Source organism: Erwinia billingiae Eb661 (assembly GCF_000196615.1).
GTDB classification, from domain to species: domain Bacteria; phylum Pseudomonadota; class Gammaproteobacteria; order Enterobacterales; family Enterobacteriaceae; genus Erwinia; species Erwinia billingiae.
This window is the reverse complement of sequence record NC_014306.1, coordinates 1272437-1289791: the sequence shown is the minus strand read 5'-3', so window position 1 is coordinate 1289791 and position 17355 is coordinate 1272437. Positions and strand designations below refer to the sequence as shown.

The window sequence follows — 17355 nt, the reverse complement described above, 5'->3', positions numbered from 1 at the left end:
AAAGGGGCTTTCGCCCCTTATGGTGTTGACTGCCGCATCACCCGATTACTTGCGACGCCAGCTGGTACCCTGCGGGCCGTCTTCCAGCACGATGCCCATCGCCACCAGTTTGTCGCGCGCCATGTCCGCCTGCGCCCAGTTCTTCTCGCGGCGCGCATCCAGACGCTGTCTGATCAACGCTTCGATTTCTGCCACTTCATCGTCGTTGCTCTGCGCGCCGTTTTGCAGAAACAGCTCCGGATCCTGCTCCAGCAGGCCCAGCACGCCAGCCAACTGGCGAAGTTTAGCCGCCAGGCCGTTAGCCGCCGACATATCTTCCGCTTTCAGGCGGTTCACTTCACGCGCCATATCAAACAGCGCGGAATAGGCTTCCGGGGTGTTGAAATCGTCATCCATCGCTTCGCGGAAGCGCGTTTCAAACACCTCGCCACCGGCAGGCTCAGCGCTGCTGTCGGTGTTGCGAATAGCGGTATAGAGGCGCTCCAGCGCCGAACGCGCCTGTTTCAGGTTATCTTCGCCGTAGTTCAGCTGGCTACGATAGTGGCCTGACATCAGGAAGCAACGCACGGTTTCTGCATCGAAGTGCTGCAACACATCACGCACGGTAAAGAAGTTATTCAATGACTTGGACATCTTCTCGCGGTCGATCATCACCATGCCGGAGTGCATCCAGTAGTTGACGTAAGGACCTTCGTGAGCACAGGTGGATTGCGCAATCTCGTTCTCATGGTGCGGGAACATCAGATCCGATCCGCCACCGTGGATATCAAAATGCTCGCCCAGCTGTTTGCAGTTCATCGCGGAACACTCGATGTGCCAGCCAGGACGGCCTTCGCCCCATGGAGAGGACCAGCTTGGCTCGTTGGCTTTCGACATTTTCCACAGCACGAAGTCCATCGGATTGCGCTTCACGTCCTGCTCAACTTCCACGCGCGCGCCTGCCTGCAGCTGCTCAAGATCCTGACGGGATAACTGGCCGTACTGCGGATCGCTTGGCACCGAGAACATCACATCGCCGTTGCTGGCCACGTACGCATGCTCGCGATCGATCAGCTTACTGACGATCTCAATGATCTCGCTGATATGGCGCGTGGCACGCGGTTCCTGATCCGGCGGCAGAATATTCAGCGCGGCAAAATCCTTGTGCATTTCGCCGATCATCCGGTTAGTCAGCACCTCAACGGTTTCGCCATTTTCATTGGCGCGCTTGATAATCTTGTCGTCAATATCGGTGATATTGCGGACATAATTGAGTGAATAGCCGAGATAACGCAGATAACGTGCTACCACGTCAAACGCCACAAACGTTCTGCCGTGGCCAATATGACACAGGTCGTAAACGGTAATGCCGCACACGTACATGCCGATCTTACCTGCATGAATAGGTTTGAATTCCTCTTTTTGACGACTCAGGGTATTAAAAATCTTTAGCATTGAGACATTCCGTTTTGACGTGTGCGGGTTAAAACCAGTAAAAGGCTTATTCTGACGTATTGTTAACGGAAGCGCCACGCAAAGCAAGGTTATGCCCCGTGCCGTTTATGCACTGGTGCTGACTCGTCATCACATTTTGTGATATAAAAGCCGTCTATTAATTGCGTACTGGCGCCCTCGTGCTGCCGGTGCTGCTCTACCATTCACACTTCCAACCTTTACAGGATGAGAACATGGTCACTTTCCAGACAAATCATGGCGATATCGTTATCAAAACCTTCGATGACAAAGCGCCAGCTACCGTAGCTAACTTCCTGGATTATTGCCGTGAAGGTTTCTACGACAACACGATTTTCCACCGTGTCATCAATGGCTTTATGGTTCAGGGCGGCGGCTTCGAGCCGGGCATGAAGCAGAAAGACACCAAAGAAGAAATCCAGAACGAAGCCAGCAACGGCCTGAAAAACACCAAGGGTACGCTGGCAATGGCCCGTACTCAGGCGCCTCACTCGGCAACTGCGCAGTTCTTCATTAACGTGGCAGACAACGACTTCCTGAACTTCCGTGACGAAAGCCTGCAGGGCTGGGGTTACTGTGTGTTTGCTGAAGTCGTTGAAGGCATGGACGTGGTTGAGAAAATCAAAGCGGTCGCCACTGGCCGTAGCGGTATGCACCAGGACGTTCCTAAAGAAGACGTTGTGATCCAGAAAGTCACCGTCAGCGAATAATGCCTCACACGCTGTTTATCGCAGATTTACATCTGTGCGCAGAAGAACCGGCAATTACTGCCGGTTTTCTTGCTTTTTTACGCCGTGATGCGTTACATGCCGATGCACTGTATATTCTCGGCGACCTGTTTGAAGCCTGGATTGGCGATGACGATCCTGACCCGCTTCATGCTGAGATCGCGGCCGCACTGATGACCCTGAAGCAACAGGGGATCCCCTGCTATTTTATTCATGGTAACCGCGACTTCCTGGTTGGCAAACGCTTTGCCCGCGCCAGCGGCATGACATTATTGCCGGAAGAACAGGTGCCGGAACTTTACGGTAAGCGCATGTTGATCATGCATGGCGACACGCTCTGCACCGACGATCAGGGCTATCAACGCTTCCGCAAAAAAGTGCATCAGCCCTGGCTGCAATGGCTGTTCCTTGCCCTTCCTTTATTTGTCCGCCAGCGGATTGCGCTGAAGATGCGCGCAGGCAGTAAACAGGCGAACAGCAGCAAAGACGTGACCATCATGGACGTGAATGATGAGGCCGTAAAAGCCGCGATGACCCGCCATCAGGTGCAGTATCTGATCCACGGCCATACGCATCGCCCGGCAATTCATCCGCTTGAGGTGAATGACCAGCCTGCCGAAAGACTGGTACTGGGTGCCTGGCATCACGAAGGTTCAATGATCCGCGTTAGCGAAGACGAAACCACCCTCATTTCCTTCCCATTCTGAGCCCTAAAAAAATCCCGCAAATGCCCGTTTCATGCCTGGGCAAACGTTTTCCTTGATGCCGAGTCATGCTATCCTCTTTGCCCTTCCCATCTGACCGCCTAAACGGCTTTCAGGTGACGTATGTACAATCACAGGAGTCAGACCCGCATGTCATCCAACGCCGCGCAGGCCCGCATCGCTATTGTTATGGGTTCCAAAAGTGACTGGGCAACCATGCAATTTGCCGCCGAGATCCTCACTACTCTGGCTGTGCCCTTCCAGTGTGAAGTCGTTTCGGCGCACCGCACCCCGGACAAGCTGTTCAGCTTCGCTGAGCAGGCTGCGGATAATGGCATTCAGGTGATCATTGCTGGCGCTGGCGGCGCGGCGCATCTTCCGGGAATGATTGCGGCGAAAACGCTGGTGCCGGTGCTGGGCGTGCCGGTGCAGAGCGCAGCGCTGAGCGGCGTCGACAGCCTTTACTCCATCGTGCAGATGCCACGCGGTATTCCGGTTGGCACCCTGGCGATTGGTAAAGCCGGTGCGGCCAATGCGGCGCTGCTGGCGGCGCAGATTCTGGCCACCCACGATGTGGAACTGCGTTCACGGCTGGTAGCATGGCGTCAGGCACAGACCGATGAAGTGCTGAATAACCCGGATCCGCGGGAGGAAGCATGAAGCCGGTCTGCGTATTAGGAAATGGTCAGCTGGGCCGCATGTTACGTCAGGCTGGCGAGCCGCTGGGCATCGCCGTCTATCCGGTAGGATTAGATGCCGAGCCGGAAGCGCTGCCGATCCAACAAAGCGTGATCACTGCGGAAATCGAACGCTGGCCGGAAACCGCCCTGACGCGCGAACTGGCGAAACATAACGCCTTCGTGAACCGCGATATTTTCCCGCGTCTGGCCGATCGCCTGACACAGAAGCAGTTACTGGACAAGCTGGGTCTGGCCACCGCGCCCTGGCAGCTGCTAGCGGATGCCGCAGAGTGGCCGCAGGTGTTCAACACCCTCGGTGAACTGGCCATCGTTAAGCGCCGCACCGGCGGTTATGACGGTCGTGGCCAGTGGCGCCTGCGCGCGACGGATACGGATTCATTGCCAGCCGATTGCTACGGTGAATGCATCGTTGAGCAGGGCATCAACTTCTCTGGCGAAGTGTCGCTGGTGGGCGCACGCGGCCATGATGGCAGCACCGTTTTCTATCCGTTGACCCATAACCTGCATGAGGACGGCATTCTGCGCACCAGCGTCGCCTTCCCGGATCCTGACGCAGCCCTGCAGAAGCAGGCCGAAACCATGCTGTCAGCCATTATGCATGAGCTGAAGTACGTCGGCGTGATGGCGATGGAGTGCTTTGTGGTGCCGGAAGGCCTGCTGATTAATGAACTGGCGCCACGCGTTCATAACAGCGGGCACTGGACGCAAAACGGCGCGTCCATCAGCCAGTTTGAACTGCATCTGCGGGCGATCCTCGATCTGCCTTTGCCGAAGCCGGTGGTCAGCACGCCGTCAGTGATGGTTAACCTGATTGGCACCGCCGTGAATCTGGACTGGCTGAATCAGCCGCTGGTGCACCTGCACTGGTACGAAAAAGAGGTTCGTCCCGGCCGCAAGGTGGGCCATCTGAACCTGTCGGACGTGAGCAAACCGGCGTTGCAGGCCGCTATTGAGGCGCTGGTGCCGCAGTTACCCGCTGAATATGCCAGCGGCATCGCCTGGGCGGTTGAGAAATTGCAGGGCTGATGGGAAAAATCTGGCAGGAACGTCGGACAAACGGACGATTTTCCTGCCCGAGCTGCAAAAGGACAGTCCTTAACTGTACTTAAGTATGGCTATCAATTGCCTGGCAAAAAACGTATTGTATTGGCGAACAAAAATATAAATATTCTTTATTATTAGTACATTAGATTTAATTTGCCAACACCAAGGGAACCAGTACCAAATTCGTTGTGTATAAAAAGGTAAATAATATTCACCTTTACGATACCCCTGATGCGATCTGGTTCACCCTTACCGCCCCGCCCTTCTCTGCCAGTCTGACATCAAAAACGCCTGATTTTTCCGCCGACTTCTCCGACTTTATCAAGCGGTGCTTTTCCCGCGATCCTTTGCGCGCCGGGGTTAGGCGAATGTTTGGAGTTATGATAAAATTCTGTATTAACTATGGAAGAAATATTTGCCCAGGGAGATAATGACATGGCTAAATTATTTTTTGATAATCAGGCTATTAATACGTCAGTCAAAGAGTATCTGGAAAGGAAGCTGGTCCAGTTCAATAACATTAAATACGCCTATGCCATTATGAGTAAAAGGAATCCGGCGGATTTCTCCATTATCTCTAACCGGCAGGAGTGGTTTAAGGTTTATATCGAGAACAATTTCCAGTTTATCGATCCGGTGTTGATTACCGCTCTTTACCGTATGACGCCTTTCTCCTGGGATGAAAACCTGATGCTGAATAAAGGCGTCAAGGTACCCAAGCTGTTTGATATGGCAAGAAACCACGACATTATTAACGGTTATACCTTTGTGCTGCATGACCATAATAATAATCTGGTGGTGCTGTCGATTATGCTGGATAAACACTGCGACGATAATATTGAAGAGCTGATCCAGCTTAACAAAGATAAATTGCAGATGTTATTGATCACCACGCATGAAAAGCTGACACAGCTCTATCAGGAGCAGTCCAGAAAAGCCGATTTCGAAGAGATGAACACCCGCGAACTGTTCACCAGCCGCGAAAACGAGATCATTTACTGGGCCAGCGTCGGCAAATCCTACCAGGAAATCGCCCTGATCCTTGGGATCAAACTCACCACGGTGAAATACCATATCGGCAATGCGGTGAAGAAGCTGGGCGTAACCAATGCTAAACACGCCATCCGTCTGGGGATAGAGCTGAACCTAATCCGTCCGGTGCTTCCTGACGGGGAATGACAGCGGCCAGCTATCCAGTTCGCAGCGTAATGCGGGAACCTTCGCTTTCACCAGCGCCATCAGCGTTGACTGGTTCCCGGCATCGACAGGCATAAAAATCAGATAGATATTCTCCTGCTTCTCTGACATTGCCTGTTCCACCACCGACACCTTCCAGCCTGACTTTTTAAATATCAGGTACATCGGATGGCTGACAATGGCGTAAATCCCTTCGTAACCATAATGTCGGGCATAATTGATCATCGAGAGAAAAAGTAACGCGCTGACCGGCTGCTGCTTAAGCTCTTTCGCCTGAACCTGATCCTTATCGATAAATAACCGGCTGGCTTCGACATAATTACCCTTCGGCAGATCAATATTTTTAAACCAGGATTTAAAGGTGCCGGTAATCATATTCGGGTATTTAATTTCGATAAAGCGCAGGCTGCAAATACAGGACTCTTTATAAATGCCGAAAATATAGGTGGTGCGCGGATTGTCGTATTGATCCGACTCCATATTATTTTCAGTATTGACCATCCAGTTAAGACGATCTTTGAAGACTTTTTTACGAAGAGAAAACAGCTCCTGAGATTTTAATTCAGACAGGAAATTATATTTCACATCAAGCAGGTGCAGCATACTTACTCCATCCTTAGCTAAATTTTGCGCTAATAATACCTGCAATATTAACCTGTCACAAAGCACTATCCGAGGAGGATGTGAGTCGCGAGGCGAAAAAGGATGAGGATGGCGGGGGAAGAAATGAAGCAGGCCGGAGCGATCCGGCCTGTTTTTTTAGTCTGCGTTATAGCTTCTGAACAGCGCTTTGCCTTTCAGCAACCGCACGCCAAGCCAGCCGCCGCACACCGACAGCAACACCGCGCCGGTCAGCGGCAGCGCGATCCACAGCACAAAGTCTGGCTCCCACGGGAAGTCGAACACCTTGCGCTGCAGTCCCCATAAGGCGGCCTCGGCACCCATGGCGGCAGCCAGACCGGAAACGCCACCTAACAACGCAAACTCACTCCACAGCGTCCCGCGCAGCAGTTTCTTACTGGCACCCAACGTGCGGTAGACCACTAACTCCTGTCTACGCTGGCGCATGCCAACCTGAACCTGCGCCAGCAGCAGTAATATGCCGCAGGCGGTTACCAGAATCACCATGATTTCCAGCGCCTGGCTGACCTGTGCCAGAACCTGGCTAATCTGGCGCAGGATGCTGCCGATATCCAGCAGGCTCAGGGTGGGGAATTCCCGGTTGAGCTGAGCCAGCAAGGCATTGTTGCCTTCCAGACGGAAGCTGGTCAGCCAGGTTTGCGGCTGATCGTCCAGTGCGCCAGGCGGGAAGATAAAGAAGAAGTTTGGCTTCAGGCTCTCCCAGTCAACTTTGCGCAGGCTGGTGATTTTGGCCGAGAACTCCTGCGTATCGCCGGTAAAGGTCAGCGTATCGCCGAGCTTCACGCCCAGTCGTCCGGCCAGCGCCTCTTCCATCGACACCTCGCCTTTTTTCGGCGGCCAGCTTCCTGCCGTCAGCGGATTATGATCCGGCAGCTGTTCCTGCCAGGTCAGATTCAGCTCGCGGTTTAAGGCATTATCCAACGCTGGATCGGCGGGCTTCTGGTTGATGCCAGTCAGCCGGACGCGGGCAACCGGATAGAAGGTTTGCGGCTCAACGTGATTCTTCTCCAGGAAGGTTTTCACCTGAGGCACCTGATCCTGGGTGAGATTAAGCAGGAAATAGTTTGGGCTGCCCGGCGGAAGCTGTTGCTGCCAGCGGTCCAGCAAATCCCCGCGCATCACCAGCAGCAAAGCCAGCAGCATAAAGGACAGCGAGAAAGCCGCCAGCTGGCTGAGCGTGGTCCAGGGCTGACGTAACAGCCGGTTGATTGCCAGCCTGAACGCCAGATTACGTACGCTAAGACGGCGGAGCAGCATTAATCCGCCCCAGCCAATCGCCCCCAGCAGTGCAGACAACAGGATAATCCCGCCGACCAGCGCCCACAGTAATTTGCTGCCGCCCACCAGCAACGCCAGCAGCGCAATCACCACCAACGCCATGGCCGGCAAATAGAACTTCAGCGGCCAGACATCGGCCACGACATCACGGCGCAGTACGCGCAACGGCTGAGTCGCCAGCAGCAGGCGATAAGGACGAAGGCCCACCAGCAGCGAGATGATAAACAGCGAGCCGATGGCCCACAGCCACGGCCAGACGCTGGCGGCAGGCAGTTCACCCGGCAGCACCGGCTTCAACATCCGCAGCAGCAGTACTTCAAAGCCCATGCCGATCGCCCCACCGCACACCGCGGCCAGCAGCAGCACCGCCAGCCATTGGCCGACAATCAGCTTTCTTAACGCGGCACGATTGGCGCCCAAAGTCTTCAGCACCGCAACCAGATCGTAACGGCTCTTACAGTAATGACTCATGGCCACGGCCACGGCGGCAATCGCCAGCATCAGCGTCAACAATGCCGACAGCAACAGGAACTGCTGGGCACGCACCATCGACTTGCCCAGCGCATCTTCCGAATTTTCCACGCTGATCCAACGCTGATCGGGTTTGATCTGCGCGCTGACATAGCTGTCGTAACGGCTGAGCTGCTGAGGGTTGCCTGCAAACTTATAACGCCAGGTGACGCGGCTTCCCGGCTGGATCGCCCCGGTTTTGCCGACGTCGGCCAGATTCATCAGTAGCCGTGGCGCAGTCTGGAACGGGTTAAAGCCCGCATCCGGCTCCTGCACCACTTCACCCGCCACGCGTAACGTGGTATCGCCGACATCAAGATTTGCGCCAGATTTCAGGTTGAGCAACGCCAGCAGACGCGGCGCGGCAAGCACGGTGCCGGCCGCAGGCTTCAGCCCCGCAGGTTCCGTGGCCAGCGTGCCAAACATCGGATAGAGATCGTCGACCGCTTTAACCGACGCCAGCTGCGGCGTATCAGCGGCAAAGGTCATGGTCATGAACGTCAGCTGGCGTCCGACCTGTAATCCCTCTTTCTTCGCTTCATCCAGCCAGGCTTGCGGCACTTCCCGCGAGCTTTGCAGCGTCCGGTCGCCGGCCATAAAATCGCGGCTTTGCTGGGTCAGGCCTTTTTCCATGCGATCGCTGAGTGACCCCAGCGCCAGCACGCAGGCCACGGCCAGCGTCAGGGCCAGCCAGACAATCAGCAACGATGGCGATTTCCATTCACGCCAGAACCACCGCCAGATCATGCTTCCTCCCACAGCTTACCGTCGCGCACCCGTAAGCGCCGGTCGCAGCGGGCGGCGAGCTGTTCATCGTGGGTGACCAGAATCAGCGTGGTGGCAAGGTCGCGGTTAAGCGAAAACAGCAGGTCGGCAATGCGATCGCCGGTTTTACGATCCAGGTTGCCGGTGGGCTCATCGGCAAACAGCAGCGCCGGTTTGCCGTTGAAGGCACGTGCCAGCGCCACGCGTTGCTGCTCGCCACCGGACAGCTGCGAAGGCAGATGCGTCAGGCGCTCTGCCAGCCCAAGCTGAGCCAGTAACGCCTGCGCCTGTTCGCGACTGTGACGATCGCTCTCGCCGCGCAGCAACGCCGGTAGCTGCACGTTTTCTAACGCATTTAGCGTCGGCACCAACATGAACGACTGGAAAACAAAACCGACGCTTTTGGCCCGCAGTTCAGCGCGTTGCTCCTCATCCATTTTGTGCAGCGGCGAGCCCAGCAGAAAGACTTCACCTTCGGAACCGTCATCCAGACCAGCCAGAATACCCAGCAGAGTCGACTTACCGGAACCCGACTCGCCAATCAACGCGATGGTCTCAGCCGGTTTGACAACCAGCTCAACTCCGGTAAGGATGGAAAGCTGATGCTCACCCTGACCGACGGACTTACTAAGACGATGAACTTCAAGAATGTTTTCCGCTGGCATTACCCTTTCCTGTTATTATTGGCCCTGATGTCGCTGCGCGCGACGGCGGCAGATACGCTGTTAGTGCTGGGCGATAGTTTAAGCGCCGGTTACCGGATGTCCGCCACCACGGCATGGCCCGCGTTACTCAATGATAAATGGCAGAAATCGCCCACTATCATTAACGGTAGCATAAGCGGCGACACTGCCACCCAGGGGCTTGCGCGCCTGCCCTCACTGCTGAAGCAGCATCAACCGCGTTGGGTGCTGATAGAACTGGGAGGAAACGACGGTTTACGGGGCTTCCCACCGCAAAACATTGAGCAGGACTTGAGTAAAATTATTGCTCAGGTAAAAGCGGCAAACGCACAGCCGTTGCTGATGCAAATCCGTCTGCCGGCCAATTACGGCCGCCGCTACACCGCGTCGTTCAGTGACATTTACCCGAAGCTGGCAAAAGAAAATGCCATCCCGCTGGTGCCTTTCTTTATGGAACAGGTGTACCTGAAACCAGAATGGATGCAACAGGATGGGATCCACCCCAATCCCGATGCTCAGCCGTTTATTGCCGGGCTGATGGCCAAAGAACTGGCTCCACTAGTTAAGCATGAGTAACGGGGTTTGCAGACGGCTCACAGGTAAAGTTATGCAAAATAACAAGTTACTACTATTAATGCATTATAAAATCAATTAGTTACATCACTAAAAGCTTTAATTGGCGACAAAATGGCGACAGCCATTTAGCGCCAATGCCATTAACTGAGTTATCAAACATAGCAAAGATGAGCGTTATCAATCCAATGTATTGACCATTCCTTACTCATCACCAAATGACAGACGTAAAAAAACCCGCTTCGTGCGGGTTTTATTTTGATTGCAGTTAGAGCCAAAGCGCGCCTTGCAGTGATCTATCCGGGTGAGGCGGAACTGGTTTGACCGTTCCGGGTTGCATGATGATCTTGGCTACGGTTTCTAAGGACTTGAACGTGCAACTGCAGTTGATGTTCTGACACTGGTTGTATCTTTCTTTGGTATCTTTCGAGACTTGAAAACTACTGCGGGTATGCGCTGCGCCCCCACATAATGGACAGTTCATCATAGTTAAATACTCCGTTATTTGTACACAGGTGGGAACTTGTGGCGAGTATATAGATAAATTGGCCCCAATAGGAATCACTTTATTCCATTTCTAACTCATCAATTTTCACTTCAAGTTCCAGACTTGTCGTAAACCCGCTGTCGCCCAGGTTATGGGTCAGCGTGGTGATGATCCATTCAGCCGCATCAATCTGCTGCTTGAACCCGCTCACCTTTACCGGCATCTCCGTGTAAAGCTCAGCCCTGCCGCGCGCCAGCTCAATGGAAAACGTGGCCACGCCCCGCTGCAGTCGTTCCCACTGCATTTTGGCTGCCCGCTCTGCATTAGCGCGGCTGGCATATGTCCGGCTCAGCACCAGCACGTTTTCATCCGTGCCGACCAGATAATCACCCTGCTTAGCCTCCGGCTCTTTTTTCTTTGCCGTGGTTTTGCGCCTGCGCTTCACCTTCGTGACTTCCTTCTTCACCGGCTCCCGCGTATGCAGCCAGCTGGCTATCACGCCCGTGTAAGAATCACGATCTGCCAGGCTGAACCGGTGGCTGTCGCCGTCCCTTCGCTGAAGGGTGATAACCGGCAACGCCTTTCCGCTGGCCGTTTTCCCCTGCCCCTGACGGATAAACAGCAGGCTGCCATTTTTCACGCAGGCAAGCGCCCCGGACTGGCGCGCAAGGCGCATCAGAAAGCTGGCGTCTGACTCGTTCGTCTGGTCCATATGGTCAATGGCAAGCTTTGCCACGTCATCACCCAGCGCCAGCTTCAGCTTATGCCTGGCCGCGATATCGCGCGTGATGTCACCCACCGTGACCTTATGCCATGACTTTTCGCGCTTGGTGTTGAGCGTCTCGCGAAAATCAGCACTGCGCGCGCGAAGCGTCAGCCGGTCAGGCGATCCCGAGTGTTCAATTTCATCAACCGTATAGGTGCCTTTGGGAATAAGCAGCTGCCCCTCCCACCCCAGCGCCAGCGTCAGCGCAACGCCCCGGCGGGGAAGCTGCAGCAGGCCGTCCGCATCGTCCAGCTGAATATCCAGCTGGTCAGCCTCAAATCCGCGGTTGTCCGTGAGCGTCAGGCTGATAAGCCGTTTTTCAATCTTCTGCGTGATGTCGGCCCCTTCCATCGTAAGACGGAACTGCGGCGCGCTGATGGCCCCGTTAGCCCAGGCGGAACTGTTCACTGAAGTAGCCCTCCCACCGCAGAGTTAAGCCTGCCCGCCGCGCCGGTTGCCGCACTTTGCATCGCCGTTAACTGGTCGCTCAGGCTGCCAAACATCTCGCGAAGCGATTCATCCGTTCGCCGGAGTGTGAGGGTAAACTCGATGCGCCTGCACGCGCCGTTACTGAAAAACTCCGTACTGGTCTTGTTCACGCTCTCGATAACAAACATTCCGTAAATTGCCCCGCTGCCCTCGATCAGCGGCCACGCGCGACCAAGCTCCGCAATCTGCTCCAGCGCGAACAGCGTCAGGCGGCCACCGGTCATTTCAGGCAACAAAACGCCCGTCAGCGTGATGGTGTCGTTATCCGGTCCCAGAAACTGCATTGACGGGCGGACACCCACCCGGCTGTTTGTCGGAAACCGCCAGCTGCGCTGGTGTTGCAGCTGCTGATAGGGGGCAGTTTTCAGCATGAAAACAAACAGCCCCAGCGTCATCATCATGATTCAAACCCTCCACGGTCACTGTAGGAACTGCGCGCGCGGGCCTTAGCCTGCCGCTCTTTTTCTTCAATCCGGCGCATCACCTCATCCACCACACTCTGATGGCTTTCGCCCGGCTGCTGCACGATGGTGAATGCATAGCTGTTATGCACCGGGGCAGCCGCTCCGGCAGACATTACGCCGCCGGTAGCACCCGCCGGTTGTGCTTTGGCGGGCAGGCTCATGGGATGCAGTGGCCGTGCTGCGGCCGGTGTACCTGCAAGCCCCATCGCCAGCGCGGCGGACGCGGCCAGTGATGCGGTGCGCCTGCGGCTGGTGATACTGGCCGGACCGTTCACAAGCTCCGGCCCGTTCTCTCCTGCAATCCCAAACTTCCCGGCGGGAATAAAGCCGCCGCTGTCGTACAACCCGGCAAACCCCGTTGCCGATCCCGGACTCTTACCCGGCAGGCCCGGCATCACCGGCGAGGCGTCACCCGGTTTCATCCAGTCAGGCAGGTAACTGGTCAGTGATGAAAGCTTGCTTTTCAGCCCCTCCCACTTCGCGCTTATCCCCGCCATCAGCCCGTCAATCATCTGCGAACCGGCCTCCTGGAAACGGGCCGGCAGCGCCTGCACGTCCGCAACAATTTCACTCCACTTTGAACTGATGTACGTCCTGATGGCGTCCCATACGGCGCTGACCTTGGTGCTGATGCCATCCCATAAGGCGGCAAGCTTCGGCCCCAGCGTGTCCCAGTTCTGCCAGATAAGCAGCGCCCCGGCGGCAATCAGACCAATAACCGCCAGAATCGGGTTCGCCAGCATCAGGCGGCCCAGCCATAAGATGCCGTTGCCCATCAGGCCAATCGCCCCACGGATAAGCGTGAACGCGCTGACGGTTTTGATGCCCAGCACGCCGCAACTCAGGCGCAACAGGGCCAGCGGGCCAAGAATGGCGGCAGCGGCCAGCGACAGAACCCCCACGGCACTGGCCGCAATGGCAAATCCCGCGCCAAGCTTAAACAGCCCGGCGGTCAGCTGCGGGTGCTGCTTCACAAAATTACCCAGCGAGGTGGCGAGGTCACCCAGCCAGTCAGACAGTCGCTTGAGGTCCGGCGCGACGGTTTCACCAATGGCGGCCATTGCGTTGGTAAACGAACCGGTGGCCGCCTCCCATTTGTTGCCCAGGGTGTTCAGTGACGCATTGACGCGCTCACGCAGGGACGCCTGATTTTCAAGCTTGGCCGCCGTTTCCCGGTAGCCCTCAACGCCTTTGGAAATCATGATGTTCAGCACCTGCAGCGTCTCCGCGTCATCGCCAAACATATCCTTCAGGGTGGTGAGTCGCTTCTGGGTGCTCAGGCTCTTAAGCTGCGCCAGCTGCTGATACATCTTATCGATGCCGCCGAACTCGCCCTTGCCGTTCGTGAAGTCAAACTTCACGCCGGTGCCTTTCAGGTCGCTGTTTACGCCCTTCATTTTGTCGGCGTCCATCATCCCCTGAAACACCTTGCGGTAGGCGTTACCGGCAGACTCGCCCGCCATGCTGGACTGATCGGCCATGACCAGCAGCGGCGCAAAGGTTTTTGAAGCCTCCAGCCCTTTCTGCTTGATGATGTCCATCGCGCTGCCGATTTTTGCATACCCCTGCAGCATGTTTCCCGGATCGACACCGGCATAAAATCCCTTCTGGATGATGTCGGTCAGGGCCATCATGTCCTTTTCGCTGGTCTGCGTGGCGTCCTGCAGCTTGGCGGCAAATTCCGCCGCGTCAGTGGGCGCCATCTTCAGCTGAACGCCCAGGTACGCCGTTGCCTCACCCAGCCCGCCCAGAATTGACTGCGCGCTCATACCCTGACGCCGCAGCATGGTCATCATGTTCTGAAAATCAGCCGTGGTGCCGGGCAGCTTGTCGCCCAGGCCCACCGCCAGCTTGTTGATTTTCTCAAATTCCGGCAGCACTTTTGCTCCTGGCCCCATCATGGACGCGGCCAGCTGCGTGGAGGCATCCTCTGATTCAGCGTAAGCCCTGACCGGGGCCATCATCGTCATCCCGGTGGTCACGCCGGTGGCAACCATGCCCGCCCCGTTCCCGGCGAGGTTATTGCGCAGCTCCATCGATTTGTCATGTCGCGCCCGGATGGCGCTCAGCTTCTGCTGCCGTTCGCCCAGCTTTCGCAGCTGCGCCTGCTGGCGCTCAATCGCCGCGCTGGCACCGTCAGCATCCGTTCTGAGTCGGCGCTGCGCCGCGCTCAGCTGTTTGGTATCAATACCGGCAGTGGTAAGCGCCTCGCGCTGGCGCTGAACCGACAGGCGCAGACCGTTATAAGCCTGCTGCAGTTCGCTGGCGCGCCCTTTTGCCTGTGACAACAGCTTTGCCTGCTGCGCCGTGGGCCTGTTGGTTGCCGCAAACTGGGTCGCCAGCTGCGCGGCCTCATGCCGGGCGGTTGCCAGATTTTTTTCCGTGATTGCAAGCTGGGAGCGCGTCTTGCGAAAGCCGTCAATGCGCCCGGCCTGTTCGTTCAGGGATTTCAGGCCGTCTTTGCTGGCCCTGAGTGCGGCGGCCAGCTCCTTAGAGCCAGCCTGCGCATTTTTGAAAGGACGGGTGATTTTATCCACCGCGTTGAGAACCACCTGCAGACGCAGGTTTGTATCACTCATCGTCACCGGCTCCGCTGCGTAAAACTGCCCTGTGCCGCCACTCCAGAACCTCTGTCAGTGGCATGTTCTCCGTTGCAGAGGGCGGCCAGTGAAATACGGTGGCAATGTCCGCCACCAAATCGTCTACCGTCAGGCCGTCTGGAAATCCGACGTCACCGACTTCGGCAACAAAAAAGTCACCACCTCAACCGACAGCAGCAGCAGATCGGCAGGGTCCATTTCGTTGATTTCGTGCGGCTGAAGCGCAGGCACCGAAATGCGCGGGAGCACAACCATCATCGCATTGACGTCCATGTCCATCAGCGCCTGCAGGCGGGTGCCGCGCAGCGAACCGGACTGGGGCTTACGCAGGGTGACCTGGGTGATGGTTTCTTTGCCGCGCTGGATAGGCGTATCCAGCACAACGATTTTTTGCAGCGGCAGGATTACCGCCTGTTCAGCTTCTTTAGCCATGTTGTTCAGTTCCTGAATTCAGTAGGAATAAGCGGCAGGGTTTCACCTGCCGGAGTAATCAGAGGCCCAGCGCGTTGCGGTGTGCTTCCAGCATGTCCACGCCGCCCACGACTTCGACCATGTTCACCAGGTCAACCTCGTAAAGCACCTCGCCGTTAATGGTCAGCCTGGCATAGCTGTTGGTGCCGGACACTTTGGTGGTGCTGGATTCGCCCGATTTCCATTCGCCGGAGTCCACTTCCTTGTGGCGGCCACGAACGACCAGCTCAACGGCCTGCACTTCAGCGGTGTCATCGCGCTGAATAGATCCGGTAAAACGCAGCTGGATGCCGTCAACGGTGGTGGCTCCCAGTTGCTTAAACAGCAGCAGTTCGGTGCCGCCAATGCTGAATTCGGTATCCAGCGCACCGTCATCCAGCCCCATATCGATATCCACCGCGCCGGGCATACCGCCGCCACGGTATTTTTCAAACTTGCGGGTGAATTTAGGCAGCGTCACGGACTCCACGATGCCCATCCAGTTGTTTCCGGCATTGAACATGTTGAGGTGTTTAAGCTTGCGGGGTAAGGCCATGTTTCCGTCTCCTTATGCGCTGACGCGGCTGGCAAAGTTCACCAGATACTGGTCAGTAATACGCTGGCGCAGCAGCAGGTTTTCCAGCGGTGGCACCGGCGTGTAGTCGTAATCAATCAGCAGCTGCCCGGCTTTCAGCGTGTCTTTGGTATTCACGCTTTCGTCCAGCCAGCAGTCACCGCCAATGAGATAACCCTGGTTAACCAGCTGGCGCATTTTGGCGCGGATACCTTCAATGATGTCGCGGGCCAGTGACGGGTTAAGCGGGCCATCCACAGACCACATGTGTGCTTCCGCCATCGTGTCGGCCAGAACCTGCGCGGTGCGCGTGTAGTTTTCAAAGGCAAACAGCGGATCGTCACTCAGGCAACGGGAACCCCAGAAGCGAAAGCCGTCCTTGCGGATAAGCGTGGTGATGTCGTTCTTGTTTAGCAGGCCCGCATCCGTTGCCGGATCCTGCAGGTCCCAGAACACATCGGCGGAAATGCCGGTGACGCCGTTCACGCCCACGTTCGACAGGGTTTTATGCCAGCCGGTCTGCTCGTCAATTTTGGCGCGCAGGCCCAGCGCGCGGGCGGTGGCATAGGCCGTCGCGTCCGCACTGGTCACGGTGTCAAAGTTGATGAAGTCCGGCCAGATAAGCATCCCTTCGCGCTGGCTGAAGTTGTCGCGATAGGCAATCGCCTCTTCAACGGTTTTACAGCCATACGCCGCCAGATAGGCAAAGCCGCGCAGGCTCTGCGCCACGGACAGCAGCTCGGTAGCCACCGCCTGCGTGTCATGCCCCGGCACGCCAAGAATGCGCGGCTTAACGCCCAGCTGCGCCTGCGCGGCCAGCAGCGCTTTCATGCCGGTGCGTTTGCCGTCCGTCGTCACGCCGCCGATGATATTGGTTGTGGTTTCCGCTTCGGTTTCGCCCTGCGCCACGCGCACAATCACGGTAACGGGTTTCGCCTGGTCGGCAATCGCATCCAGTGAACGGGCCAGCGTGCCGGATTCCCCGGCCTTACCGCTGGCGGTCAGTACGTCAGTAACCAGCACGGGCTTATTGAGCGGAAACATCGCCGCATCGGCATCATCGCCGGTGCAGACCATGCCCACGATTGCCGTGCTGACGGTGGTAATGGTTCGGGTGCCTTCGTTGATTTCCTCAACGCGCACGCCGTGGTGATAGTCTTGCGCCATGTAACGAATCTCCTGTTAAGGGGTTTCGCTATGGTGAGAGGTCAGGCGGGTTACTGCACTCGGTTGCCGTTGTGTGGGGAT

At 56.5% G+C, this 17355-nt stretch carries 18 protein-coding genes; 6 read left to right on the top strand and 12 right to left on the bottom strand.

Annotation, left to right across the window (positions count from 1 at the left end):
- Positions 1-45: 45 nt before the first annotated feature.
- Positions 46-1434, bottom strand: coding sequence for a cysteine--tRNA ligase (cysS, locus tag EBC_RS07300; RefSeq protein ID WP_013201153.1), 1389 nt, complete (start codon positions 1432-1434; stop codon positions 46-48).
- A gap of 233 nt (positions 1435-1667) precedes the next feature.
- Here cysS and ppiB point away from each other — a divergent pair, with 233 nt between their 5' ends.
- The 5 genes from ppiB to EBC_RS07275 all read left to right on the top strand — a co-directional run bounded on the left by ppiB (position 1668) and on the right by EBC_RS07275 (position 5808).
- A complete protein-coding gene (ppiB, locus tag EBC_RS07295; protein ID WP_013201152.1) occupies positions 1668-2162 on the top strand; it encodes a peptidylprolyl isomerase B in 495 nt (164 codons plus the stop codon).
- Complete coding sequence (gene lpxH / locus EBC_RS07290) at positions 2162-2887, top strand: UDP-2,3-diacylglucosamine diphosphatase (RefSeq protein WP_013201151.1); 726 nt, start codon at positions 2162-2164, stop codon at positions 2885-2887. The genes ppiB and lpxH overlap by 1 nt, the downstream gene beginning before the upstream one ends.
- Positions 2888-3034: 147 nt before the next feature.
- On the top strand, positions 3035-3544 hold the full coding sequence (gene purE, locus EBC_RS07285) for a 5-(carboxyamino)imidazole ribonucleotide mutase (RefSeq protein WP_013201150.1): 510 nt from the start codon (positions 3035-3037) through the stop codon (positions 3542-3544).
- Complete coding sequence (gene purK, locus EBC_RS07280) at positions 3541-4611, top strand: 5-(carboxyamino)imidazole ribonucleotide synthase (protein WP_013201149.1); 1071 nt, start codon at positions 3541-3543, stop codon at positions 4609-4611. Before purE ends, purK begins: the two co-directional genes overlap by 4 nt.
- 453 nt (positions 4612-5064) lie before the next feature.
- Positions 5065-5808, top strand: a complete 744-nt coding sequence (locus tag EBC_RS07275) for a helix-turn-helix transcriptional regulator (RefSeq protein WP_013201148.1) — start codon at positions 5065-5067, stop codon at positions 5806-5808.
- Here the strand turns inward: EBC_RS07275 and EBC_RS07270 are convergent.
- The 3 genes from EBC_RS07270 to ybbA form a co-directional block, all read right to left on the bottom strand.
- A complete protein-coding gene (locus tag EBC_RS07270; protein ID WP_013201147.1) occupies positions 5776-6429 on the bottom strand; it encodes an acyl-homoserine-lactone synthase in 654 nt (217 codons plus the stop codon). The two genes, EBC_RS07275 and EBC_RS07270, sit on opposite strands and share 33 nt — an antisense overlap.
- A gap of 156 nt (positions 6430-6585) precedes the next feature.
- Positions 6586-9003 carry a putative ABC transporter permease subunit YbbP gene (gene ybbP, locus EBC_RS07265; protein ID WP_013201146.1) on the bottom strand — a complete coding sequence of 806 codons (2418 nt, stop codon included), beginning with the start codon at positions 9001-9003 and terminating at the stop codon, positions 6586-6588.
- A complete protein-coding gene (gene ybbA / locus EBC_RS07260) occupies positions 9000-9686 on the bottom strand; it encodes a putative ABC transporter ATP-binding protein YbbA (RefSeq protein ID WP_013201145.1) in 687 nt (228 codons plus the stop codon). Before ybbA ends, ybbP begins: the two co-directional genes overlap by 4 nt.
- Between ybbA and tesA the strand changes: the two genes are divergently transcribed.
- Complete coding sequence (gene tesA / locus EBC_RS07255; RefSeq protein ID WP_013201144.1) at positions 9657-10280, top strand: multifunctional acyl-CoA thioesterase I/protease I/lysophospholipase L1; 624 nt, start codon at positions 9657-9659, stop codon at positions 10278-10280. The genes ybbA and tesA overlap by 30 nt on opposite strands.
- Before the next feature lie 265 nt (positions 10281-10545).
- Here tesA and EBC_RS25030 read toward each other — a convergent pair whose 3' ends face one another.
- From EBC_RS25030 to EBC_RS07225, 8 genes are all read right to left on the bottom strand, one after another.
- On the bottom strand, positions 10546-10764 hold the full coding sequence (locus EBC_RS25030) for an ogr/Delta-like zinc finger family protein (RefSeq protein WP_013201143.1): 219 nt from the start codon (positions 10762-10764) through the stop codon (positions 10546-10548).
- Between the two features lie 79 nt (positions 10765-10843).
- Complete coding sequence (locus EBC_RS07250; RefSeq protein WP_013201142.1) at positions 10844-11938, bottom strand: phage late control D family protein; 1095 nt, start codon at positions 11936-11938, stop codon at positions 10844-10846.
- Positions 11935-12420: a phage tail protein gene (locus EBC_RS07245; RefSeq protein ID WP_013201141.1), complete on the bottom strand. Its 486-nt coding sequence runs from the start codon at positions 12418-12420 to the stop codon at positions 11935-11937. The genes EBC_RS07250 and EBC_RS07245 overlap by 4 nt, the downstream gene beginning before the upstream one ends.
- Positions 12417-15062: a phage tail tape measure protein gene (locus EBC_RS07240; protein ID WP_013201140.1), complete on the bottom strand. Its 2646-nt coding sequence runs from the start codon at positions 15060-15062 to the stop codon at positions 12417-12419. Before EBC_RS07240 ends, EBC_RS07245 begins: the two co-directional genes overlap by 4 nt.
- Complete coding sequence (locus EBC_RS25025) at positions 15055-15177, bottom strand: GpE family phage tail protein (RefSeq protein ID WP_071822138.1); 123 nt, start codon at positions 15175-15177, stop codon at positions 15055-15057. Before EBC_RS25025 ends, EBC_RS07240 begins: the two co-directional genes overlap by 8 nt.
- A 14-nt stretch (positions 15178-15191) precedes the next feature.
- Complete coding sequence (locus EBC_RS07235; RefSeq protein ID WP_013201139.1) at positions 15192-15515, bottom strand: phage tail assembly protein; 324 nt, start codon at positions 15513-15515, stop codon at positions 15192-15194.
- 58 nt (positions 15516-15573) lie between these two features.
- Positions 15574-16089 carry a phage major tail tube protein gene (locus EBC_RS07230; RefSeq protein WP_013201138.1) on the bottom strand — a complete coding sequence of 172 codons (516 nt, stop codon included), beginning with the start codon at positions 16087-16089 and terminating at the stop codon, positions 15574-15576.
- A 12-nt stretch (positions 16090-16101) separates the two neighbouring features.
- Complete coding sequence (locus tag EBC_RS07225; RefSeq protein ID WP_013201137.1) at positions 16102-17274, bottom strand: phage tail sheath protein; 1173 nt, start codon at positions 17272-17274, stop codon at positions 16102-16104.
- Positions 17275-17355 lie beyond the last annotated feature (81 nt).

Excerpts from the sequence above, each read along its gene's own strand:
- cysS (WP_013201153.1), bottom strand. The coding sequence starts at position 1,434 with ATGCTAAAGATTTTTAATACCCTGAGTCGTCAAAAAGAGGAATTCAAA.
- ppiB (WP_013201152.1), top strand. The coding sequence starts at position 1,668 with ATGGTCACTTTCCAGACAAATCATGGCGATATCGTTATCAAAACCTTC.
- lpxH (WP_013201151.1), top strand. The coding sequence starts at position 2,162 with ATGCCTCACACGCTGTTTATCGCAGATTTACATCTGTGCGCAGAAGAA.
- purE (WP_013201150.1), top strand. The coding sequence starts at position 3,035 with ATGTCATCCAACGCCGCGCAGGCCCGCATCGCTATTGTTATGGGTTCC.
- purK (WP_013201149.1), top strand. The coding sequence starts at position 3,541 with ATGAAGCCGGTCTGCGTATTAGGAAATGGTCAGCTGGGCCGCATGTTA.
- EBC_RS07275 (WP_013201148.1), top strand. The coding sequence starts at position 5,065 with ATGGCTAAATTATTTTTTGATAATCAGGCTATTAATACGTCAGTCAAA.
- EBC_RS07270 (WP_013201147.1), bottom strand. The coding sequence starts at position 6,429 with ATGCTGCACCTGCTTGATGTGAAATATAATTTCCTGTCTGAATTAAAA.
- ybbP (WP_013201146.1), bottom strand. The coding sequence starts at position 9,003 with ATGATCTGGCGGTGGTTCTGGCGTGAATGGAAATCGCCATCGTTGCTG.
- tesA (WP_013201144.1), top strand. The coding sequence starts at position 9,657 with ATGAACTTCAAGAATGTTTTCCGCTGGCATTACCCTTTCCTGTTATTA.
- ybbA (WP_013201145.1), bottom strand. The coding sequence starts at position 9,686 with ATGCCAGCGGAAAACATTCTTGAAGTTCATCGTCTTAGTAAGTCCGTC.
- EBC_RS25030 (WP_013201143.1), bottom strand. The coding sequence starts at position 10,764 with ATGATGAACTGTCCATTATGTGGGGGCGCAGCGCATACCCGCAGTAGT.
- EBC_RS07245 (WP_013201141.1), bottom strand. The coding sequence starts at position 12,420 with ATGATGATGACGCTGGGGCTGTTTGTTTTCATGCTGAAAACTGCCCCC.
- EBC_RS07240 (WP_013201140.1), bottom strand. The coding sequence starts at position 15,062 with ATGAGTGATACAAACCTGCGTCTGCAGGTGGTTCTCAACGCGGTGGAT.
- EBC_RS07235 (WP_013201139.1), bottom strand. The coding sequence starts at position 15,515 with ATGGCTAAAGAAGCTGAACAGGCGGTAATCCTGCCGCTGCAAAAAATC.
- EBC_RS07230 (WP_013201138.1), bottom strand. The coding sequence starts at position 16,089 with ATGGCCTTACCCCGCAAGCTTAAACACCTCAACATGTTCAATGCCGGA.
- EBC_RS07225 (WP_013201137.1), bottom strand. The coding sequence starts at position 17,274 with ATGGCGCAAGACTATCACCACGGCGTGCGCGTTGAGGAAATCAACGAA.